Genomic DNA, 22,156 nt, shown 5'->3' with positions numbered 1-22,156 from the left:
ATCTGTCCAACAGAAACCCTCACGGAAATAAAATTGGGAATTTTGAAATCTAGTCCCTCCTTTACCCTTTCTTCCAGCATTTTCTTTTAAAAATTTAACATTATTTCTAGACCACTCAATGTAGAATGGTGTTTCTAAGTACCATTTATTTCCATCTTTATCGCCTTTGTCATATAAGACCCAATGTGGGTCTGTAGAAGTGAAACATATTTATTATAAAATGGGATTTGATGGTGATTTAAAAAAAATTATATCTGTTTTGAATAGTTTAATATTCGTTCAAATATTGTTGAAGGGTATTTTATTATTTAAAGTGTTTTTAAAGTATTTTTTAAAGCAGAAAAGTAATGATTCAGTAAATGCTATATTCTATAACACTACTATCATGGGAATAAATATAATGATAAAATGAGTAGTTTAGTTTAGATATTCTTAATAAAAAATTATAGAAAAGTTTACCTTGGACCTAAGAATCTATCGCCATTAAAATGGATTAAATGATTAGGATTATCAGCAATCCAAACTTCACTATCCCATGCTAAATCGGCTGCAAATCTTTTAAATGTTCTGAAATCTAAAAATGCAGTAATAAAAATTTTACCTGCATCAACATTTTCAGTTAATTTATTAATTTCATTAATCCTTTTAAAATCCATAGGTCCTGTTGAAGTAACAGCTTCAATAAAATAAATCCAATTCTTATCTTCACAGTATAAAATAACATCTGGCATTTTATCATGGGTTGAAATGACAAATCCTAATTCTTTTAATTTTTCAGTATTAATGAATAAATCTTTTTTAGCTGTATCTCCCACATATAAACATTCACTTTCTTGTGCAAAACGTGGCCCAAACTCTTCTAAGATTTGTTTTTGAAGTTCATTATGTTTTCCTGGAGAAAAAGTAAATGGGTTCCCATTAATCATTACAGGTTTTTTTAACAATTCTCTTTTTGCTGAATAAATACTAATTAATGATTCATGTGTGGATAAAAATTCATTTAAAGAAGTATTCCATTGAGGTAAATCATAAGTTTGTACCAAATTTAAAAATTCTCCAGTTAATCTATATCTGTAGTGTGGTGAGTTAGTAGCTTTACCATTATCTTCAATAATGGCTGCATCTCTAAATTGATGAATAACCTGTTTTCTAAAGGTTTCACGTGAATTTTCAGCATATTGGACATCATAATTAACATCTATAAATCTTATAATATCATGTATTCTTATCCAGTCGTTAGTGGCTTTACTCCAATTATCATGTTCACGAATACGAGCCAATGCTAATAAAGTAAAAGCACTAATATCATTTTGTTGTTTTTCAGGCATCTCTATTGCTTTTAATATTTCCTTTGCAGAATCTAAATTATCCATAAATTAATTCTCCTAAAATTTTATCACAATAATTGGTTGTTAAATTATTTGAATGAATGATTTTATCACCTAATTGTTTTAAAGAATTTCTATCTGGAACAGGCATGGAATTAATCTCGCTGGCATTAACCTGTGTACTTCCATCTAAAATCCTATAATACTTATCATATAATGTAGAATTAAATAATGCAAATAACCCATAAATCTCAGCTAACGTTAGATAATCATTTTTATTAACTGTATCAATGAAATTAATCTTATTATCTGTTGAAATATGATTAAATTCACTTAAAGAATCATGTAAGTATATTGCTGGTTGCAATCTTCTTTTTTCTTCTTTGGATGTGAATCTTTTTAAAAACAAGAAATTTTTATTGTCTTGAAGTAAACTAGTTTTATCTTTTAAAATAAATTGTTTTTTATCAGTGTCAACAGGAAACTTAACAAAACCATCATTAAAATGACAAGGATAAAATATTGGCACAGATTGAGGACATTGGGAATCAAATAATAATTCTTTATTTCTAAAACCCACAGTTAATCCGGTTTTCAATTTAATCCCAAGATCTGTAAGATTATATTTAAATTTATTTAATAGAGTTAAAATATTCACCTCACTTTGATTTGTGGGTAAGAAGATATATGAATTATCGTCCTTAGATACAGCTAATTCATATGGCAACTTAAATCGTTTTAAATCATCGAACATGAAATCATTTGATGATGAAATATTAATAAATTCAGGATTATTTTGACTTTTTGATACTTTAATAATTATTGTTTCTTGAAGAATAGCATCTTGTTTAAATAGATTATTTCTATTAATAAATAAGTGGATATTATTAATTTCACCATTTTTCAATAAATATTTCCTGAATGTTTTAAAATAATTTCCAGATGTCCAACTACGAGGAATGATAAATACCATCTCACCATTTTCTTTTAAAAGGTGTAGTGACATTGCCATGAAAAGAAAATATAAATTTGGAGAACCATAAACTACATTTAACATTTTCTGAGATTCAAGAGCTTTTTTAGGTATTTTTTTATAAGGAGGATTGGAAATTATTAAATCAAATTTTGTATTGGAGTTTAATAATGTATTTTCAAATTCATTATCTAAAATAAAATTCTTTTTAACTAAATCAATTGTTAACGGGATTTTTGAAGATTTAATTAAATATTTGCAATTTGATTTTAATGTTGGAAGAATATTTTCATCATTTTCATACATTACTAAATGAATTGATTTTAAATCAAAATCTTGCAGTCTGTCTATTAATGCAGCAGATAGTATTCCAGTACCTGCACCAGGATCTAAAATATGTAATTCTTTATTAATGTTTTTATTAAACATCTCTGCCATGAATATTGCAGTATCTTTAGAAGTAAAAAATTGACCAATTTTCTTTCTTTCAGTTTTAGGAAATTCTTCTAAATATTGGTCAGTGATATTAACAATATGATTTAACATAGAATCCTCCATAATTATTTAATATTTATTGTTATTAATTATACTTAAACATTATTAATTTAAAAATAAACTCATTTATAATCAGATAAGGGAATAAATATTTATGATATTGTCTTTTAGGAGATTAACATGAAGTATATTAATATATGTATCATTTAAACCAAAAAAAATAAAACTTTCTTCAAAAATAATTAAAGTTGTATATTTTAATTTAAATATGAATTTACACATGTTTAAACTAATTTAAAATTTTTATTTATACTTATTTTAGAAATAATTTTAAATTACAATCAACATATATTATAACAACTTTAATACAATTAAAATTTCAGGGTATAAAAATGACATACATTATAAAAAAACAAAAGTTTTACAATCTTTATGGTAAAATAAAAGAAACTTGCGATTTAAACAATTATGAAATTCCAATTCTTTTAAGGGATTATAAAACACTCAAAAAAGATGATTTCAAAAATGAAGATCTGCAAACGATTTGGAAAACTTTTTAAAAACATTTCCTGAGTTCAGTGATGTTGCTCTAAATTTAAACGAAGAGCAGGAAGATATTGTAACATATGATGGAGATAAGTTTTTAAGTGTTGAAGCAGGTCCGGGTGCAGGTAAAACCAGAGTCTTAATCGAAAAAGTTAATTACATGGTAAACGAACTCAATGTTGATCCCGAAACACTTTTAATCATTACATTTTCAACCAAAGCGGCTGAAGAGCTTCAGGAAAGATTGGCTGAAGGAGACCTGCTTAAAAGTGATGTTCAAAAAATGCATATATCAACAATCCATTCATTCTGCGGAAGAATCCTGGAGGAAAACGGCCAGGTTGGATTAAATGTAATTTCAGATGATGCAGGCGAAAAAAACCTGTTATTTATTGGAAATCATATGGAAGAGCTCGGTTTTGTTAAAGAAGCATATATGTCAAACAGTGATATTCCCGATATCGTAAGCAAGTATAATGAGTACTGCACTTTTGGTGTTAAAACAGACAAACTGATTGATTATATCGAAGCTGAAAGACCAGTTGATTCGGAATATGTAGCTTTCGTCAGGAATTATATGGAAGAAAATGACGGCAAATATCCCTATGATGAAGTAAAAGAAAATAAGGAATTTAAAAAATCAAAATATAATGCAAGATACCTGCAAATTGCAAAATCTTATCCGATTTATGAGGAAATTTTAAAACGTGAAAAAGCAATTGATTTTGCACATATGCAAAAGGATGCTCTTGAAATTGTTAAAAAAGAGAGTTTTAAAACTCCTTTCACTAATATTTTAATTGATGAGTTTCAAGATACTGACCCCATGCAGATGGAACTTTTTGAAAACTTAATGAAAACTGCAGAATCTTTTACCGTAGTGGGAGACATTAACCAAAGTATTTACGGTTTTAGAGGCTCAAACATCAATCCGTTTACTTATCTATCTAAACATCATAATAATGAATTTGAATTTAAAAGTCTTCCGACCAATTATCGTTCCACATGGGAGATAATTAATATTTCAGAAGATTTCATTAAACATCAAAGACCTGCTGATTCAGCACTTGGAAAGGCCAGATGCGGTCGTGGAGTTCACAATCCTACATACTATCTGGTAAATGAAAACAGTGGTGTTGAAGCGGCAAATATTTTCAATGTAATCAAATATTTAATTGAAAACAATAAAGTCAATAAACTGTCCGATATCGGAATTTTATTCCGTTCCTTAAATAAAAGCAGTTCCAGATGCATTGAAGGATTGCTTGAAAAATTAAACGAAAATGGAATTGACTATCAAATCAGGGGTTTAAGTGATTTGATTGACCAGCCTGAAATCAAATCAGTCTTAACATTATTCTACCATTTGATCTCAGATGATGATCCGCACAAACACTTCTTTAACAGGTGGGAAGCTGATTGGCTTAATTTGAAAGCATATGCAGACCAGATATTATTTGAACTGTCAGATGAAACCAAAGAAATATTATATAATCTTCAAAATGACTTTGAAGAGGAAGTTGTCAAAACAGAAAACCGTGTCTGGTTAAGAGACCATAAATCTGGTGGTAAAAAATCTTTTGCAAAGGTTTTGGAACGTCCGGAAGAAATGCTTATTGAAATATTTGATGAAGTTACACGACCTGTACTTGTAAATGAAAATCTGGTTGAATATGGAATAACAAATGAGGATGATTTGGAATTTTTCAAAAAATTAAATGAACTGAAAGATTCCCTTTACTCTGAAGATGTTAAATTTTATGAAAGACCAACAGTTTCGGAAGTTTATCTTAAGTTATTAACTGACATTACCGGATTTTTATCTGAAGATAAGGTTTTGGACAATGATGATTTGATTTATAATCTCTCACAGCTAACATCTTCACTTCAAACATTCGTTGAGGTCAGATTTGAACGGGATATCAGAGGTGCATTCTGGTTTATTTACAGAACTGTAGGAGGTCATTCAAGTTACAGTGAAGAAACCGACGGAATTCAGATTATGACTATTCACCAATCAAAAGGACTGGAATTTCCTGTTGTTATTGTTCCTTCACTTAAAAAAGATAATTTCCCTATGAAATTCATTGACCCAAATCCAAAATCAGGTTGGATATTTGGAAGCCCTACATATTATACTCCTGATGACTGTCTGATATATCCTAAATTTGATGAAGAGTTTGAAGAAGAATTGTCTCATGAAATGGAAGAAGAAAGGATAATTTATGTTGCAATGACACGTGCAGAAGATACATTAATATTGTCCTCTATTGTAGATGATTGTGGACCTGCCAAACAGTCTGCACTGGAATCCAGTGAATTTAACAAACTTCCAAAAGGACCTAAACGTATTCAAAGTGCAATAAACGAGAATTTGGAAAATGATTGTATTTTAATTGATCCAAACAATATTGATATTAATACATTGACTAGAACAGCAGAAGAAAATAATGATAGTTACTGTATTGATTTAAGTTTCACAGCTTTGGAAAACTACAACAACTGTCCGTTCAGATATAAGTTGGCAAATCAGATAGGTTTCACCATATCTGAAAAGCAGGAAATCGATGAAGGAATCTTTGTTCACAAGGCTCTGGAAATAATCAACAAGGAAATCATAAACAATAACAATGTATTTATTGGAGAAGATAAAGTTGTTGAAATTATTACCAATTTGTTTGAAAAATCAAATGAAGAACTGCATGAAGAAGACCCTGTTGAGTACGATAAACAGCTGAATGAAGTTACAGGCAATGTTCTTTACTACTACAAAAATTATGGTAAAGATTTGAAAATACTCGACAGTGAATATCCGTTCTACCTGAAAGATAAAAACTATGCTCTTAAAGGAGTTGTTGACTTAATTTATGAAACAGATGGAAAACTAGGAATTATAGATTATAAAAACACACGTCTGGAAGTCAAATACAAAGATAAATTCAAAAAACAGCTCCACTTGTACGTTTTAGCACTTCGTGACCAAAATCAGGAATATGAAGGCAAAGAAATATCAAATCTCCAGGTTTATACCATAAAATCCAAAAAGATGATTAATTTTGATATTGATGAAGCATACATTGAAGAGTTAAAGCTTGAACTTGAACGTGTTGCAACAGATATTCATGAAGGAAAATTCACATCATGCTCCTGTGATGACTGTAAATACTGTCAGTACAAAAATATCTGTAAATCATATAAGAAAAATTGAGTTTATGAGGGTGTAGAATTTGATTGTATGCAACGAATGCGGACACTTGAACGACAATTCAAACACAGTATGTGAGAAATGCGGATTTGACCTGACAGACAGCCAGGATTTTCTGGACTTTGACACTGAAGAGTGGTGAGTCAATGATTGAATGCAATTTATGCGGCTACAAGTTCGAAGAATCAGAAGCCCAATTCGAGTGTCCATACTGCGGAAGGGACGATATAGGTGACGGATATTTCGTATGTGAAAATTGCGAAAGCATCATAGACTGGCAGGGCAGTGAATGGGAATGCTGGTACTGCCAAAACAATGGAGATACAAAAATGAGAGAGGAATACTGCGAATGCCCAAACTGCGGGGCATTGTTTGACGGTGACGTGTGTGACGAATGCGGCTGGCCTGACGTGAATCAGGGATGGCTTGGAGAGGAATACGGGTGATGCCATGATTACATGCAGCGTATGCGGATGTCTTAATGACTCATCAAATGCCGTTTGCAAAGAGTGCGGATCAGATTTGTCAGACAGCCCAGATTGGGGCAATGATTACGATGACGATTTGAACTACGACGATACCGAGGAGTTCGGATACGCCGACGACGGCTATTTTGACTGAATGCAAGTGGGCGCTTGCATTCGAAAAACTTTATATGCCATCCATTAAAGACTAAATAGTGATGGTGATATTATGTTAGGTTTAGGAAACACCAAATACGATGAAAGCATTAAAGAAATTCCAAGCGACGATTCTTATCCTATGGTATCAATACTCTTTTCCAAAGACAATGGGATAGATGTCAATGCGCTGTCACTTACAGTCCTTGAGCTTATAAACAGGAATCAGATCAGATGTGACATCGATTTGGACGATTCATATGAGGTTGGAAATAAGCTCACTCCAGATGACATGGAAGTCATGAAAGGGATAACCCTCAGAATCGCAAACAGGGGAGAGCTCAAGACTTCACAATCAGCATCCATTAACCTTCTCAAGAACCTGAACAAGGGAAAGAAATTCAACCTGAAGGCAATGGCAAAGCAGACCAACAATCATTCCATTGCAAACAAGTTCGAAAGGGACTTCAACTATTTCATAAAAGCCCTTAAAAAGGAAAACGCCTATGACGGTGATAACTACACAGACATCCTTAAAAACGGCAAGCTTACAGCCAAAGGAAATGAAATCAAAAAGCAATGGAAAGTTTATGCGGATTATCTGAAATCCAATGATTTAACAGAAAAATATCCTCCTGAGTCTGCAGAGGAAAGTTCAGCACAGATTCTCTATGCAGCATGCTTTGACGTTGAGCGTGAAGCACTCAAAGCTAGAGAAAACAACAATTCTCTAACAGATTTCATAGACAAGGACGGATACAAATTGTTAAACATCATATTCAACAATGCCTTGCTGAACGTTACCGAAAAACGTAAAGGTGACGGAATATTCTATGGTGTAAATGACAAGTACACTGTTCCGGGAGCATAATAATTCTCCCAACTTTTTTTATTTAATAATTTTTCATATAATCACACTTATCTCGTTTTTTAAACTTATATTATAGCGTTTTTTGCAGTCGAAAGGATTATCATACAAATTGTGTATAAATAGATATAACAATTGTATGGGGAGAAAAAATTGTCAAACAAAAACATTATCATAATATTGATTGTAATAATCATTATTCTTGCAGCGGCATTAGGAATACTGTTTATGCAACCAAGCAATGCAAAGGAAGCAACTAAAATTAAGGTAACAAGCAACAAGACATTGACTGAAGGGGATGACATATCTGTTCAGCTGACAGATTCAAACAAGACTCCTCTTTCAAAACAGAATGTAAAGGTCACCGTTAAAAACGGTAAAGGTAAAGTTGTTTTAAATAAGACTGTCAAAACTAATTCAAAAGGTAAAGCAAAGATTGATTCTAATCTGAAAAAGGGCAAATACAAAGTTAAAGTCAGCTATAAAGGCAACAAGAACTACACCGGAAACAACACAACACAGAACTTAACCATCAAAGAAAAAGTCAAAAAAACCACTAGCGAATCCTCCAGTTCAAATTCTCAGGGTTGGACTGAAACTCATCCTGGTGGTGACACCGGATCAAGCATTGTTGTATATCATGATGGAAATGGCCATAAATATGTAACAAGATATTCTGCTGACGGTTCTGCCTATGAAGATGGAGTTGCATATGATGAAGGTGCAATGATTACTTCGTAATCTTGCATCAGACAGGTGGAAATTTCATTATCATTTAGTGAAAGGAACGGTTAATTATCTGACATGTAATTAAATATGTGCCATGTTTTAATTAACATTCCTTTCAAAATAAAGAGTTATACATGCATCCTGCAATATTTATTTGGATACATGTATATTGAATGAAGACAAAAAATTATATTATGCTTATTTTAACGGTTTTTGTTGATGACTTGAAGTTGGAATTTCCTTCAAACTTATAGGCCGCATTGTATTTGCCCTTTTTAGTCAACTTAATTGCGAAAACTGCAACTCCTTTTGAATTGGTTTTGACCTTGTAGGTCTTCTTGTTGACAGTCAATTTGACAATGACATTTTTCATGACCTTGTTTTTATTTTTAAGTGTTGCAATTAGCTTTTTAGATTTTGATTTGGCTTTGAACGCTTTGGCGAATGCAGTTATTTTTGGAGATGCCTTATTGACAGTCACCTTGGATGTGTGGCCTGATGACTTGTATATGTCGTCGCCTGCAAATGAAATTCTGGCATTGTATTTGCCTGCCGGCTCGTCAACACCCAATACGACCTGACCCTTAGCATTAGTCTTTTTGGTGTAAACATCCTCACTCAGTCTGATTGTAACTGATTTTCCTAAAAGAGGATTTCCTTTGCTGTCTGTGAGTGTAACAACGAGATTTTTAGAATCATCATATATCATGTTGACATTATTTGCGCTTAAAGTGGTATCAACTTTGTCAACAGAAATTTCTGCACCGGCAAATGATGAGAGATATATATTATCTTCTCCAAATTCTATTTTTGCTGCGTATTTTCCAGGCAGAAGATCAATCGGCAATGCTGCCTCACCATTATTGTCGGTTGTTGTGAAATAATCCTTGTCATTTATATTAATCATAATGATTTTTCCAGATAATGCATTGGCATTACCGTCCTTTAAAGTAATGATTAGATTAGCTGAATCGCCATAGGTGATATTGATGTCACCAGCAGTTAAAGCGGTAGCAAGCTTATTAACAACAACATTTGAACTGACAGAAGAAGCCAGATAGATGTTATCTTCACTGAACTTTATTTTTGATGTGTATTTTCCAGGAAGTAAATCAATCGGCAATGTTACCTGACCGTCATTTCCAGTTTTAACAGTGAAATTCTTACCATTCAAATTAACTGAAATATCTTTACCTTTCAAAACAGCATTATTCCTGTCTTTTAAAGAGATAATCAGATTAGCTGAATCACCATAAACGATATTGATGTCATTAACAGTTAAACCAGTAGCAAGCTTATTAACAACAACATTTGAACTAACAGAAAAACCCAAATAGATGTTATCTTCATTGAATTTAATTTTTGCCACGTATTTACCAGGCAAGAGATCAATCGGTAATGCAGCCTTACCATCATTACCAGTTTTAACAGTGAAATCCTTACCATTCAAATGATGTTCATTTGTTCCCAATATTAAAAACAATTTTTATTAATGCAAATATAAAAATTTAGGCAATTTTTATTTGGAAATTCGCCAAATGGGGGCTTTATTTCGCTTTAAAAAAATATTTTTTCGACAAATTTTGTTCCGGTTTTTTAATGATAATATGAATTTTGTATAATCATTATTTTAAAATAATATTATTTTTTTATTAAAAATGGATTTATATAAAATTATGTTTAAAATTTCATTTGAAAATAAGAAATTTGTAGTTAAAAATCAGTCGGATTTCACAAATTTCTGAACACATATGATATTTTTCAATTATTATATGAACATATTTATCTATCATTATTAATAATGTTAAATTAAAAAAATGCATTTTCACCAAAGCAGAATATTTTCAATAACATTTAAATATTATATGGCACAAGATATTCACAAGGTGATAATATATGTATATAACAATACAGTCATTCAACAATATGCACGGCTCAAAACCGCTTAAGCTTAATGGACTCATAAAGCTTGTAAAGGAGCCGGACAACAAGTATGATGCCGAAGCGATAGCCTGTGAAATGAGATATTTCGGAAAGATAGGCTATGTGGCAAACAGCACCAACACCGTCGTCATTGGATCAATGAGTGCCGGAAGGCTATACGACAAAATCAACGACGAATACTTTGCTAAAATCAAGTTCGTCACAGGTTCCGTTGCACTTGCAAGGGTTCTCACATCAGACGAATACATTGCAGAGGTGGAAAACCCTGAAAGCGACATACACTATCTTTCAGACAATCTGGGAAAGATTGACGTTGATTTCATTAAGAAAAACATCAGGGGTGAAGCAGATGATAGCCAGCTATGAGCTTCTAGGCGAAGAGGTCCACAAAAATGTCGCAGTCATCCCAATCAAAACCCCAATAAACCACAAGGTCGATTTACTGACCCTTAAAAAGGGCTTTGAGCTTGGCCTTGTAGATGTCAAGGAATGCGAACAGTCAATAGTAAACACAATAATCGTTGAAAACAAGTCCGTGGCCCCGCTTCTTCTGGTGGACGGTGAAGAGATTGTAGGAGGAGACCAGAACCGCATAATGGATGCAACCATACTTATTGCTCCTCAAAGCGAGATGAAAGTGCCAGTCAACTGTACCGAACACGGAAGATGGGGATATGTAAGCGACTTCAAGCAGTCCAAAAACATTGCAAACTACAGAACACGCCTTGCAAAGCACCATGCCTTCAGAAGCAAAGGCAATGTTCAAAAGGCCGTTTGGGATTCAATCGATGAACTTGAAGTGTCCAGGTCATTTTCATCACCGACACAGGCAATGTCTGAAAGCTATGAAAATGCAAAATCAGACCTCAGCGAATTTATGGAAGTCTTTGAAGTTGTCGAAGGCCAAACAGGTGTTGCGGTAATGATTGATGGTGAGGTAAAGGGCTTTGAAGTCTTTTTAAACAGCGAAATATACAGGGAATACCATGAAAAGATTCTTAAAAGCTACCTCATCAATGCCGAAGTAAACGACAACGTTTTTGCAATCGACAGGGATGCAATCAGAAGCATCATTGATGCAGCATTGAATGATGAATTTGAAGAAGTGAAAAACGAAGGCCTTGAAAGTCGATTTGAGATTAAAAGCGAAGACGGTGTCGGCAGCTGCTATACCTTTAAGGATGAGCTGATTCACATGTCATACTTTGTGGGAAGCGACGAAGCATTTGCTGAAAATGAAAAAAAGATTCATGATGATGTTAGAATATGATTTTTAACACATCACCATTTTTTTGAAGTGATTAATGCACCAATTACTCATCAAATCTAGTTGAAAGAAATCAGAAATTGTACAATCCAGATTCTCCACTTCTAATTGAGGATATTAAAGATAGTGATGTTATAAAGGAAATTTCAGAGCTTAGCTACATTGATGCTGAAACTAGATTAATTTGATTGAACTTGACGATTAATATCTTAATTTCACCATAAACTATATATTGGATGTTTTTCTCACAACAATTTCACGAAGTGGCTTCAACAAGCTTTAAATATCTTTTAATGCATATATTATACTACAAAATAATTCAATGTAAAATATATCCAATATAATTTTCATTAATTATTTTGAAAATTTTTATGTTGAAAAAAGAAACAAATTAAATTGTTTCTTTAAGAATATAAATCATATTGAGTCTAAAGTTCATATTATCCAAAAGATAACTTGAATTTGAGTAGATTATTTCTATACCATTATACAAACATCAACATGGATCTAGTTAAATTCTGATGAACAATTAATTAATATGGATTAAATATTTTGAACAATATCTTTTTATTGGATAAAATAAATGAATAGAAACCTTTATTAATAAATTAATATATGGCATTAAAAAAATGATAGGGAAATCTGAATGGTGTCAGAAGCAATTATAAATCCTGCAATGATGATATGGGCAAGGAAATATGCCGGATTCATTGAAGAATATGAAGAATTATTGCCAGAATATATCAAAAAACATTATAAATTATGGGAGAATGGTGAAAAATATCCTACCTGGAATCAATTAAGACAAGTAAGTAATAAGTATAACGTTCCTACAGCTTTCTTCTTTATGGAAATTGAACCCGATTTCGATGATTTGCCTTCATTAATTAATTTTAGAAAAATAAATCCCAATAATTATAAAAATGAATCTCCTGAATTAATTAAAGAGATTCGTAAATCAGAACATAGGAGAGAAATTTATTTGGATTTATTATTTGAATTAGATGAACCTATTCCTAAATTTGAAGTTATTGAAGAATTAAAATCCAGAAAAAAAGTTGTTAAATATATTCGTGAAAAATTAGATGTATCCTTAGAGGAACAAAAATCTTGGATTAGGAAAAATAACTCATTGGATAAAGAACATTATAATTTCTTAAATAAATGGAAAGAACTCATTACAGAAAAAATGGGTATTTTAATTTTTGAAACTGATGGATTGCTCTTAGAAGAAATGAGAGGACTATGTATTTTTCATGAAGAAATACCTATAATATTATTAAATGGCAAAGATACTACCAACGGCAGAATATTCTCATTATTCCATGAATTAACTCATTTATTACTGGGTGAAAGTGCAATATGTGAGAATAATGAATTATCTGAAGAAGAAATTTTCTGCAATGCAGTAGCAGGAGAATTTTTAGTCCCTGCCGATGATTTGAGTAATAATGCACATATAATCTCTACTGATTCAATTATTGAGTTATCTCATTTATATGGTGTAAGCACACATGTAATTTTAAGAAGATTATATGACACCCATAATATTTCTCATAATGAATATAATTCTAGAGTAGAAACTTTAAAAGAATTTTCAACTTCTAAATCTAAAGGTTCTGGTGGAAATTATTTCAATAATGTGATAAAATATAATAGTGAGTCCTATTGTGCAGTTGTTTTAGAAGCTTATGAAAATGGAATAATAAATAGTGGAGAGTTCTCTAAATTTACTAATCTGAAGAAAAAATATATTCCCGACTTACATAAAAGAGTTTATGGAAGTGAACAATGAAAAGATATGTCATTGATTCATCTTCATTAATGAAGTTTGAAGACCAATTTCCCCAAGATATTTTGCCTTCATTATGGGATGAAGTTTATAAACTCTTTGAAGAAGGTAAAGCATTTTCCGTTCGTGCAGTTTATGAAGAATTGGAAGATTCATAAGAGTTATGGAGTGAATATAAAGATTATTTCAGAGAATTAACTGTTGAAGAAACTCAAGCCATGGGAAAAATTCTCACAGATTCAAGATTTGAAGTTTTTAAAAATCACGGAAAAAGTGAGGGGCCTTGGGCGGATCCTCATTTAATAGCATGTGCAATGGTTGATGAACTTGTTATTGTAGTCACTGAAGAAAATCTGAATAGAACTCCTCAAAGAAAAATAGCTTATGTCTGTAAAGAGTTAGGAATACGTTGTATTAACATTATCGAATTTTTAAGAGAAGTTGAAGTTAAAATTTAAAAAAAAATAAGAATATTTTTCTAATTAATTTTGAAAATTCATAAAACTACTATTGATATAAATTGTGTCAATATTTGTCGGATTATGAAATGTTAAAATATTATTAATCCCTTATTTAAATAATGAAAAAAATTTTGAACAATCATTTAAATATTATTAAAAATATATATTTCTTTACAGATTAAGGGAGGCAAAAAAATGGCTGAAGCATATGAATATCTGATTGGAGGAATCATTTGTCTTATAATTTCTGTAGTGGCATCCATCATGCAGCACAAATTTTCAGCCCCAAGCCTTGTAGGAATTGGACTGTTCATCTATGGAGTCTACAAGACAATCCAAGCCAGAAACAAGAATGAAGAATAATACGCGATTAAATGGCAATTTATACACTCTTTTTATAATAACTGGTTGATATGAATACATTAAGAAAAGCGCATATGAATGAATCATGCGAGATTTTAAAATTTTACCAAAAAATTATTTCAGACATTAAAGGCCGCGAATTCATGCCAAAATGGAGCGAATCATATCCGAATCTGGAATATATTGAAGATTCGATTCTGAAAGGGGAATTGTATGTTAACTCCAAAGGGTCTATAGCTGCATGTGCAGTTTTAAACAATGAATTTGGCCACGACTACAGCAATGTCAAGTGGCATGTAAATGCCAAATTGGAAGAAATTGTTGTAATCCATACATTTGCCGTTGGATCCATTGGAAAAGGAATGGGAAAGGATATTTTTGATTATATTTTAAAAGAAGCTAAGAAAAATAATAAAAAAACGATCAGAATTGATGTCATTGACGGAAATGTCGGTGCTTTGAAAGTATTTGAAAAATGGGGATTTAAATATGTCGATTCATTGAAGGCCTTTAATGAATCTGTAGGCCTGCAAACATTTCATCTCTATGAAAGACTCCTGAAAGATTTTTCAGTCGTGAATCTGTAATTTTAGCTATCTTAACAGATATTTTAAATGAATACTATTTTTCCAACACTATTTTTTATATTGTAATAAAAATGAAAATAAGCATTAAGCAAAAATGGATGTCAAATCATGTCTATAGCTATTTCAAATTGATATCCATCTGGGCAAGATATCCCAGAAATGTTGTTAAAAGCAGGTTTATTACAATCATTGAAGCAACATTCAAAGGATAGTCAGGAATTAAAAATCTTTCGGGGAATAAAATTAAACATACAAAATCCAATATCAAATAGACTACACCGAATACGATTCCTGCAAGAATGCCCTCATCCACTTCATTTTTATTGATATTTCTGATGTAGAGAATTCCGAAAAATCCGGTTACAACAATGGATATTATTGTAAATAACATATTGAAATATGGAAGATTGTAATTGAAAATAGGTTTGAAAATGCCTTGAATAACATGAATCAATAGCCATATCAATGCCCCATATATTATCGCCAGTTTCAGTTTCATATTCCAACCCTTAAAAAAGTTTTAATATTGTCTATGATTTTGAAATATTAAATACTTTCGTTTAGTATTTTTAAATCCAACTAATATTTTAAATAGGAACATCGGCAAATATATATTACAGGAATTAAGGAGATTTTTCATGAACAAAATAATTAAAATAGGCATTATCCTGTTTCTTATCGTATTCGTTGGAGGCTTTTTTGTATATGCCCAATTCTATTACCATGCTGAAAAGACCGCAACAGATTATCTGAACGGAACGGATGATGTCAATGTTAGTAAAATCTCCAAAGGACTATTTTTGGACGGATACGGAAACAACACCACAATCATATTCTATCCTGGAGCCAAAGTGGAATATACATCATATCTGCCGCTTTTCACGAATCTTGCCAGCAAGGGAATTGACTGCTATCTTGTCGAGATGCCATTCAATCTGGCATTCTTTGGAACAAACAGCGCCGATGATATTATCAAGAATTCAAGCTACCAACATTATTTCATGGCAGGCCACTCATTAGGTGGCGCAATGGCCGGATCATATGTAAACAGCACATCAAACAACATAAGCGGCCTGATATATCTCTCATCCCACCTGCCAAAGGAAATACATGTACCAGTACTGTCAATTAGAGGCACAAATGATGGAGTCATCAATTTGACAAGCTATAATCAGGCCAAAGCACTTGTGAAAAACAATTTCACAGAAATAATAATCAATGGGGGAAACCATGCCCAGTTCGGATATTATGGAGTCCAATCCGGAGACAATCCAGCAAACATCACTCCTGAAAGCCAGCAGAACCAGACTGCAGATGCAATAATCAGATTCATCAATGAAAATACCTGAATATCCAATGCATTAAAAAAAGAAATGAACCGATTAAATCGGCTACATTAAAAATACCAATAATGAATTAATCAACGAGATTATCTATTTTTTCAAAAAGTTCAGAGTAGCTTTCAAAAAGATTCCTGAATTCGTCGTCATCTTTAGACATCAAAATCACCTTAATCTGATTTTCCTTTTCAATGACCTTAACCTGATTGTCATCATCGGATGCATCGACAATCAATGATTTGATTTCATTGTATTTGTCTTCAGTAAGGTTATGCCTCCTGTGATGGCTAAGCATATCCATTGCATGAATAAGACCATTATCCTGCCTGTCGATGCATGAAGACATTTTGATTTTGGTGATCATATAGTAAGGGGCTTCAATTTTATCACGGCGAAGCACGATTGAAATTTTTGATATCACATGGTCGTCGATGCAGTTTTCATTAATATATCTAATCAGTTGAAACTGTTTGATGTTGGCACTGTTGTTCATGAAATTCATAGTAATATATTATTTTTACAGATATTTAATATATGAGCCTAACTTCCCAATATTAAATCAAAGCATTAGATTTGGCCTTTCAATTCCCCATCGTCCAAAGTTCTTATATACATGATTACTTTTCTGGTTACTGGATATGCCAAGAGTTCATATAGAACCTTAAACACTATCTGACAGCAAATCATTGTCAATATCAAATCATTCGGTAAAACGCCGACAAACGAAATTGAGATGAAAATAATGGAATCAACAGTTTCACCTATTGCAGTGCTGAGCATGCAGCGTACAAAGAGCTGGTCATTGTATCTCTCTTTTAACTTAACCAAAACTTTTGAATTCAGTATATTTCCAAGCATATATGAAATGAGCCCTGCAATGAATAGCCGTGGAGTTGTTGAGAGAAGCATTGCAAATGCAGGTGCATTTGGGCTGCTTGAAGGAAATGCCATTGCAATATGATACAGGGCAATTGCAATAATATTGATTATGAAACCAAGGTAGATAACATCCCGAGTCATTTTATAGCCGTAAATTTCAGAAAGAATATCATTTACTATGAACAATACTGGAAACGTCAATATTGAACATGGCAGAGCTATAAATTCAAATTCCAATGTTTTGGTAGCCAATATATTGGAAACTATTATTGAAGCACAGAATATTCCCATCAGATATGCATACATTCTTGTTTTGGTATTGTTTTCAAACATAATCACAAATCCTTTTAATATAATATTTACTTTACATTTGCCATTTTAACTATTTTTCCCTTCACAAAAAACATTAACATGAAATTCAACATACATATAATTGGATTGTATTCAAAAAGTTTAAATATATAGAAAACTTTATTTTAAATAACTTGAAAACTTTTAAAAAAAAAGTGATATGATGAAAATAACATTTATTAATCCTCCCCAAACAAACTCAAAATACAAGTTTTTAGGTGTTGTAGCCCCATCTCTTGGAATCGGATATATGGCAGCGGTCCTTGAGAAAAACGGATATGACGTTGATGTCATGGATGCCAGTGCTCTTGAGCTGACCTATGATGAAATAGGCGAGGAAATTTTAAAAAGAGACCCTGATATAGTATCAATCAGCGCATTGACACCTACCATAGGAGTTGCACTGGATTCTGCCGATAAGATAAAGCAGGTAAAACCGGATACAGTTGTGGTATTGGGAGGATATCACCCTACCTTTGAATACAAAAGCGTTCTTGAGGAAGAAAGCGTTGATGTTGTTGTAAGGGGAGAAGGGGAATACACCCTATTGGAACTTGTCCAGACAATCGAAAAGCATGGCGATTTGAAAGCAGTCCCTGGATTGGCATTTCACGATGAAAATGACGGTTCATTGGTATTGACTCCTGACCGGCCGGTCATACAGAATCTGGATGAACTGCCGTTTCCGGCATTCCACCTATTTCCAATGGAAAAATACAGAATCCTCAATATCACAACCAATGTTGCAACTATAATCACTACAAGGGGATGTCCTATGCAGTGCTCATTCTGCTCATCAGCTGCACTTCACGGAAACAAATTAAGGAGAAGGTCATATTCCAATGTCGTTGATGAAATCCAGATGAGGCTTCTGGAGGAAAACATAGACACAATCGCATTTATGGACGATACATTCACATTAAACAAAAGGTTCGTCTATGACTTCTGCCGTGAAATAAAAAGGCGAAACCTTAAGTTCTGGTGGGGCTGCACCTCAAGGGTGGATACCCTGGATGAGGAACTTTTGCAAACCATGAAGGATGCAGGCTGCATTACCATTTTCATAGGCGTTGAAAGTGCAGACCAGCAAACACTTGATAATATGAACAAGAACATCACAGTCGCCAAAACCGAGAATGCATTTAAGCTTGCCCGAAAAGTAGGAATCAGAACCATAGCTTCATGCGTAATCGGAATGCCTGAAGATACCCGTTCAAGCATTCAAAGGACAATCGACTATGTTAAAAAGCTGAATCCGAATTATGCCCTCTACAGTCTGGCCACACCATATCCCGGAACCAGATTTTATAACGAAACATTCAAGAAGAATCTGATAAGCATTACGGACTGGTCCAAGTACACCCTTTTAAATCCTGTGCTGGAAACTGTTGACTGCACAAGCAAAGAGCTTAGAAGCATCCAAAAGAAGGCTTTTCTTAAGTTCTATTTGCGTCCGACATATCTTATCCGACAGGTTTCACAGGACGGATTTGTTCTTTTAAAAACCATTTTAAGTGTTTCAAAAACAATACTCAAAAAGCAGACCAACGGAAATACCGATTACAATAAAACAAACGTCAATAAGGGCAAATAATAATCGAAACATTCATTTTTAGAAAATCACGATTTGATGCATATATATTTATATTCAATCGAAGAATATAATTTTACATATCGTGGTGAAAAAAATGAAATCAAAAATGACATTAATCTCTCTAATTTTTCTGGCATTTTTTATAATTTCGGCAGTATCCGCTCAGGACAACTCCACTTTGGAACTGTCAAATACTCCAGTGATGGAAAAAACTTTTGATGCAATACAAACTACAATCGACAACGCAAATGAATCTGATACAATCATTCTGCAGGGAACATATTCCGGAGATTCAAAACCGATAACCATCAATAAGGCAATCACACTCAGGGGAAGCGGAGACGGCGCCAAATTGAACGGAAGGCTGACAACACAAATTCTGAATATTAAAGCAGACAATGTTGTTCTGGAAAACATTGCATTTGTAAGCGGCACTGCAAATGACAGATTCGACCCCAGTTCGGGAGGAGCGATTTATTGCTATGCAGACAATCTGAAAGTAATCAGTTGCAATTTCACAAAAAATTCAGCCCAATACGGCGGAGCAATAGCTGCCGAAGGAAACAATGTATCCATTGCAAACTGTGTTTTTACAGGCAATACGGCCCTATATACCGGAGGGGCATTCCAATTGAACGGCAATGACAATGATGTTAGCAACTGCATATTTAAGGATAATCTGGCCTATCATGCCGGCGGATCAGTTGCATGGGTCGGATCAAATGGAATTTTATCAAATTCTGTTTTTACAAATTCCATAACAGATTTGTCATTGGCAAGTCAGTTTGGAGGAGCGGTTGTATGGATCGGTTCAAACGGAAAGCTTAAAAAATCAATTTTTGCAAACAACACGGCAAGAACCTATGGGGCTGCAGTTTACTGGAGAGGAATCAAAGGAAGTCTGGAATATTGCATATTTGCCAACAACACATCAGGCAATGATTCTGCATATTGGGGAAGCTCAGACTATGTTAAATTCAATTATTGGGGTTTCAATATCAACTCCGGCGATTCATTCATCAGGCAAAAACTTCTTTTTGACGCAGGATATGCATCACCTCAGAATTGGGTAAACATTGAAGAGTTTCCGGATTCAATAAATTTTACATTGAATGACGGGTCAAAACTATTGGATTTCATGCCTAATTATCAGTTCGAATCATATGTGCTGATCAACAACTCATTTATCTTTAAAAAAGATACAATAATTCAGGCATCAAATCTCATAACGTACTGTTTATACAATGGCAAATACTTTAAAATTACACTTGTTGATGAAAACTACAATAAGTTGCCTTCAAAGATATGTCAAATTAAACTTAATGGAAAAACTTATGAAAAAAAGACAGACAGCAACGGAGCTGCAAAACTTCAAATCAGTTTAAAAAGCATAGGAACTTATAAAATTTCCTGCATATTCCCAGGAGACAGTCGGTTCAACCCAATTTCTAAAAGCTATAAGATTACAGTAAAAAAACAAAAGCCAACATTGGCAGTAAAGACAAAAGCTTTGAAGTTGAAATCCAAAAGGAAAATAATCAAAGTCCAGCTGAAAGACCAATTCAAAAACACAATTGCCAAAAAAACCGTAAAGATGACAATCAACAAAAAGACATATTCAGCAAAAACAAATTCAAAGGGAATAGCTTCATTTAAAGTTATCCTAAAAGCTAAAAAAACATATAAATATTCTGTTAAATTTAACGGAAATAAATATTTTTCCGCAATATCAAAAAAGGCATCAGTTAAAGTTAAATAAGTTTTATGATTCCACTTATTTAACTATACACTTTTTTGCCTGAATTCAAAAAAATAAGCTATACTATTTCGGAACAGAAATCTTCAACCAATTCCGCACTAAAATACTCTTCAAATGGATCTTCACCACTATCCAATTGTCTGATTTTTTCTATTTCCTTTTTATTTAATTTGAAATCAAAAAGGTCAATGTTTTCCTCCATTCTATGAGGTTTAAGTGATTTGCATGAAAAAGGAATGCCTCTGTCTATAAGACATCTGAAAATCACTTGTACAGTGGTTTTGCCGTATTTTTCGGCAATATCTACAAGAATAGGATTGGAAAAGAGGTTGTTTGCTCCATCACCCAGAGCACCCCAACTTTGATGAGCCACTCCCAAACGGTTCATCATTTCATTTGCTCCATACTGCTGGTAGTATGGTGATGTTTCAACCTGATTAACCTGCGGAGTGACGTCATTATGCATGTCCAAGTCCAACAAACGGGCAGGATCAAAATTGGAAACACCTATGGACAGTGCTTTTCCTTCCTTTTGCAAATCCTGAAGCGCCCTGTATGAGCCGTAATAATCTCCAAATGGTACATGAAGAAGCAATAAATCAAGATAATCGGTTTGCAAATCTTCCAATGACTTATTTACTGACTTTATTGTCTTGTCATATCCGAAATTGCTCACCCAAACTTTGGTGGTCAAATACAAATCATCCCTTGGAATTTCTGATTCTCTGATTGCTTGGCCAACTTCCTTTTCATTATAGTAAACCTGCGCATTATCAAATGATCTATAACCAACATCCAATGCATCAAGCACTGCCTTTTTTGTGTCTTCAGGATTGATATCAAAAACGCCAAAACTAATATATGGAATTTTTTCATTATTGTTTAATTTTTTGAAATCCATTTTTTATCTCCATAATTATCAATATTATAATTTATACATTTTCAAATTATTTTAACTTTATCTTTAAAATGCAAGAATACCACAACTTCTGCAAGTTGTGGATGAATTGCACTATTGGGTGTACTGTCTTTTTTAATTAATTTTATTGTGTTTT

Annotated in this window: 20 protein-coding genes and 1 pseudogene; 14 read left to right on the top strand and 7 right to left on the bottom strand. The window is 32.8% G+C overall.

Annotated features, from left to right (window positions below; all coding sequences use genetic code 11):
* Positions 1–455: 455 nt before the first annotated feature.
* Both QZN45_RS09680 and QZN45_RS09675 read right to left on the bottom strand, forming a co-directional pair.
* Positions 456–1,373, bottom strand: coding sequence for a BsuBI/PstI family type II restriction endonuclease (locus QZN45_RS09680; protein WP_296812676.1), 918 nt, complete (start codon positions 1,371–1,373; stop codon positions 456–458).
* Entirely contained in the window at positions 1,366–2,847 is a 1,482-nt protein-coding gene (locus tag QZN45_RS09675) for a class I SAM-dependent DNA methyltransferase (RefSeq protein ID WP_296812674.1), read from the bottom strand. Before QZN45_RS09675 ends, QZN45_RS09680 begins: the two co-directional genes overlap by 8 nt.
* Positions 2,848–3,340: 493 nt before the next feature.
* Here QZN45_RS09675 and QZN45_RS09670 point away from each other — a divergent pair, with 493 nt between their 5' ends.
* The 5 genes from QZN45_RS09670 (at position 3,341) to QZN45_RS09650 (ending at position 8,776) form a co-directional block, all read left to right on the top strand.
* Positions 3,341–6,550 carry an ATP-dependent DNA helicase gene (locus QZN45_RS09670; protein ID WP_296812672.1) on the top strand — a complete coding sequence of 1,070 codons (3,210 nt, stop codon included), beginning with the start codon at positions 3,341–3,343 and terminating at the stop codon, positions 6,548–6,550.
* A 119-nt stretch (positions 6,551–6,669) separates the two neighbouring features.
* Positions 6,670–6,993: a hypothetical protein gene (locus QZN45_RS09665; RefSeq protein WP_296812670.1), complete on the top strand. Its 324-nt coding sequence runs from the start codon at positions 6,670–6,672 to the stop codon at positions 6,991–6,993.
* Between the two features lie 4 nt (positions 6,994–6,997).
* Positions 6,998–7,168: a hypothetical protein gene (locus tag QZN45_RS09660; protein WP_296812669.1), complete on the top strand. Its 171-nt coding sequence runs from the start codon at positions 6,998–7,000 to the stop codon at positions 7,166–7,168.
* 72 nt (positions 7,169–7,240) lie between these two features.
* Positions 7,241–8,038 (top strand): DUF2207 family protein, encoded by a 798-nt coding sequence (locus tag QZN45_RS09655; RefSeq protein WP_296812668.1) that lies wholly within the window; start codon positions 7,241–7,243, stop codon positions 8,036–8,038.
* 150 nt (positions 8,039–8,188) lie between these two features.
* On the top strand, positions 8,189–8,776 hold the full coding sequence (locus QZN45_RS09650; RefSeq protein ID WP_296812666.1) for a carboxypeptidase-like regulatory domain-containing protein: 588 nt from the start codon (positions 8,189–8,191) through the stop codon (positions 8,774–8,776).
* A gap of 175 nt (positions 8,777–8,951) precedes the next feature.
* On the opposite strand, the gene QZN45_RS09645 is transcribed toward QZN45_RS09650, so the two are convergent.
* The gene (locus QZN45_RS09645; protein ID WP_296812664.1) at positions 8,952–10,214 is read right to left on the bottom strand and encodes a hypothetical protein; all 1,263 of its coding nucleotides are present in this window, start codon (positions 10,212–10,214) and stop codon (positions 8,952–8,954) included.
* Between the two features lie 446 nt (positions 10,215–10,660).
* Here QZN45_RS09645 and QZN45_RS11105 point away from each other — a divergent pair, with 446 nt between their 5' ends.
* From QZN45_RS11105 to QZN45_RS09615, 6 genes and pseudogenes are all read left to right on the top strand, one after another.
* Positions 10,661–11,074 (top strand): HIRAN domain-containing protein, encoded by a 414-nt coding sequence (locus QZN45_RS11105; protein ID WP_292609496.1) that lies wholly within the window; start codon positions 10,661–10,663, stop codon positions 11,072–11,074.
* The gene (locus tag QZN45_RS09635) at positions 11,058–11,978 is read left to right on the top strand and encodes an ARPP-1 family domain-containing protein (protein WP_296812662.1); all 921 of its coding nucleotides are present in this window, start codon (positions 11,058–11,060) and stop codon (positions 11,976–11,978) included. The genes QZN45_RS11105 and QZN45_RS09635 overlap by 17 nt, the downstream gene beginning before the upstream one ends.
* A 643-nt stretch (positions 11,979–12,621) precedes the next feature.
* Complete coding sequence (locus QZN45_RS09630) at positions 12,622–13,770, top strand: ImmA/IrrE family metallo-endopeptidase (RefSeq protein WP_296812660.1); 1,149 nt, start codon at positions 12,622–12,624, stop codon at positions 13,768–13,770.
* Positions 13,767–14,225, top strand: a pseudogene (locus tag QZN45_RS09625) (DUF4411 family protein). The gene QZN45_RS09630 and the pseudogene QZN45_RS09625 overlap by 4 nt, the downstream one beginning before the upstream one ends.
* 198 nt (positions 14,226–14,423) lie before the next feature.
* The gene (locus QZN45_RS09620; RefSeq protein ID WP_292609502.1) at positions 14,424–14,591 is read left to right on the top strand and encodes a hypothetical protein; all 168 of its coding nucleotides are present in this window, start codon (positions 14,424–14,426) and stop codon (positions 14,589–14,591) included.
* Positions 14,592–14,641: 50 nt separating this feature from the next.
* Positions 14,642–15,178: a GNAT family N-acetyltransferase gene (locus QZN45_RS09615; protein WP_296812658.1), complete on the top strand. Its 537-nt coding sequence runs from the start codon at positions 14,642–14,644 to the stop codon at positions 15,176–15,178.
* A 118-nt stretch (positions 15,179–15,296) separates the two neighbouring features.
* Here the strand turns inward: QZN45_RS09615 and QZN45_RS09610 are convergent, their stop codons facing one another.
* Positions 15,297–15,677: a hypothetical protein gene (locus tag QZN45_RS09610; RefSeq protein WP_296812657.1), complete on the bottom strand. Its 381-nt coding sequence runs from the start codon at positions 15,675–15,677 to the stop codon at positions 15,297–15,299.
* Positions 15,678–15,816: 139 nt separating this feature from the next.
* Here QZN45_RS09610 and QZN45_RS09605 point away from each other — a divergent pair, with 139 nt between their 5' ends.
* Positions 15,817–16,527, top strand: coding sequence for an alpha/beta hydrolase (locus QZN45_RS09605; RefSeq protein ID WP_296812655.1), 711 nt, complete (start codon positions 15,817–15,819; stop codon positions 16,525–16,527).
* A 67-nt stretch (positions 16,528–16,594) separates the two neighbouring features.
* Here the strand turns inward: QZN45_RS09605 and QZN45_RS09600 are convergent, their stop codons facing one another.
* Both QZN45_RS09600 and QZN45_RS09595 read right to left on the bottom strand, forming a co-directional pair.
* Complete coding sequence (locus tag QZN45_RS09600) at positions 16,595–17,020, bottom strand: hypothetical protein (RefSeq protein WP_296812653.1); 426 nt, start codon at positions 17,018–17,020, stop codon at positions 16,595–16,597.
* A gap of 65 nt (positions 17,021–17,085) precedes the next feature.
* On the bottom strand, positions 17,086–17,730 hold the full coding sequence (locus QZN45_RS09595; RefSeq protein ID WP_296812651.1) for a queuosine precursor transporter: 645 nt from the start codon (positions 17,728–17,730) through the stop codon (positions 17,086–17,088).
* Between the two features lie 181 nt (positions 17,731–17,911).
* On the opposite strand from QZN45_RS09595, the gene QZN45_RS09590 reads away from it, so the two are divergent.
* Both QZN45_RS09590 and QZN45_RS09585 read left to right on the top strand, forming a co-directional pair.
* On the top strand, positions 17,912–19,342 hold the full coding sequence (locus QZN45_RS09590) for a B12-binding domain-containing radical SAM protein (protein WP_296812649.1): 1,431 nt from the start codon (positions 17,912–17,914) through the stop codon (positions 19,340–19,342).
* A gap of 94 nt (positions 19,343–19,436) precedes the next feature.
* On the top strand, positions 19,437–21,101 hold the full coding sequence (locus tag QZN45_RS09585) for a hypothetical protein (protein WP_296812647.1): 1,665 nt from the start codon (positions 19,437–19,439) through the stop codon (positions 21,099–21,101).
* A 58-nt stretch (positions 21,102–21,159) separates the two neighbouring features.
* On the opposite strand, the gene QZN45_RS09580 is transcribed toward QZN45_RS09585, so the two are convergent.
* A complete protein-coding gene (locus QZN45_RS09580; protein WP_296812646.1) occupies positions 21,160–22,002 on the bottom strand; it encodes an aldo/keto reductase in 843 nt (280 codons plus the stop codon).
* Positions 22,003–22,156 lie beyond the last annotated feature (154 nt).

The sequence above is a fragment of the uncultured Methanobrevibacter sp. genome, from assembly GCF_900314695.1.
Taxonomy (GTDB): Archaea; Methanobacteriota; Methanobacteria; order Methanobacteriales; family Methanobacteriaceae; genus Methanocatella.
Note: the sequence above shows the minus strand (reverse complement) of the source record. Positions and strands in the feature narration are given on the sequence as shown.

What these genes read in the sequence shown, in the direction of transcription:
- QZN45_RS09680 (WP_296812676.1), bottom strand. Translation starts at nt 1,373, where the DNA reads ATGGATAATTTAGATTCTGCAAAGGAAATATTAAAAGCAATAGAGATG.
- QZN45_RS09675 (WP_296812674.1), bottom strand. Translation starts at nt 2,847, where the DNA reads ATGTTAAATCATATTGTTAATATCACTGACCAATATTTAGAAGAATTT.
- QZN45_RS09660 (WP_296812669.1), top strand. Translation starts at nt 6,998, where the DNA reads ATGATTACATGCAGCGTATGCGGATGTCTTAATGACTCATCAAATGCC.
- QZN45_RS09655 (WP_296812668.1), top strand. Translation starts at nt 7,241, where the DNA reads ATGTTAGGTTTAGGAAACACCAAATACGATGAAAGCATTAAAGAAATT.
- QZN45_RS11105 (WP_292609496.1), top strand. Translation starts at nt 10,661, where the DNA reads ATGTATATAACAATACAGTCATTCAACAATATGCACGGCTCAAAACCG.
- QZN45_RS09635 (WP_296812662.1), top strand. Translation starts at nt 11,058, where the DNA reads ATGATAGCCAGCTATGAGCTTCTAGGCGAAGAGGTCCACAAAAATGTC.
- QZN45_RS09630 (WP_296812660.1), top strand. Translation starts at nt 12,622, where the DNA reads ATGGTGTCAGAAGCAATTATAAATCCTGCAATGATGATATGGGCAAGG.
- QZN45_RS09620 (WP_292609502.1), top strand. Translation starts at nt 14,424, where the DNA reads ATGGCTGAAGCATATGAATATCTGATTGGAGGAATCATTTGTCTTATA.
- QZN45_RS09615 (WP_296812658.1), top strand. Translation starts at nt 14,642, where the DNA reads ATGAATACATTAAGAAAAGCGCATATGAATGAATCATGCGAGATTTTA.
- QZN45_RS09610 (WP_296812657.1), bottom strand. Translation starts at nt 15,677, where the DNA reads ATGAAACTGAAACTGGCGATAATATATGGGGCATTGATATGGCTATTG.
- QZN45_RS09605 (WP_296812655.1), top strand. Translation starts at nt 15,817, where the DNA reads ATGAACAAAATAATTAAAATAGGCATTATCCTGTTTCTTATCGTATTC.
- QZN45_RS09600 (WP_296812653.1), bottom strand. Translation starts at nt 17,020, where the DNA reads ATGAATTTCATGAACAACAGTGCCAACATCAAACAGTTTCAACTGATT.
- QZN45_RS09595 (WP_296812651.1), bottom strand. Translation starts at nt 17,730, where the DNA reads ATGTTTGAAAACAATACCAAAACAAGAATGTATGCATATCTGATGGGA.
- QZN45_RS09590 (WP_296812649.1), top strand. Translation starts at nt 17,912, where the DNA reads ATGAAAATAACATTTATTAATCCTCCCCAAACAAACTCAAAATACAAG.
- QZN45_RS09585 (WP_296812647.1), top strand. Translation starts at nt 19,437, where the DNA reads ATGAAATCAAAAATGACATTAATCTCTCTAATTTTTCTGGCATTTTTT.
- QZN45_RS09580 (WP_296812646.1), bottom strand. Translation starts at nt 22,002, where the DNA reads ATGGATTTCAAAAAATTAAACAATAATGAAAAAATTCCATATATTAGT.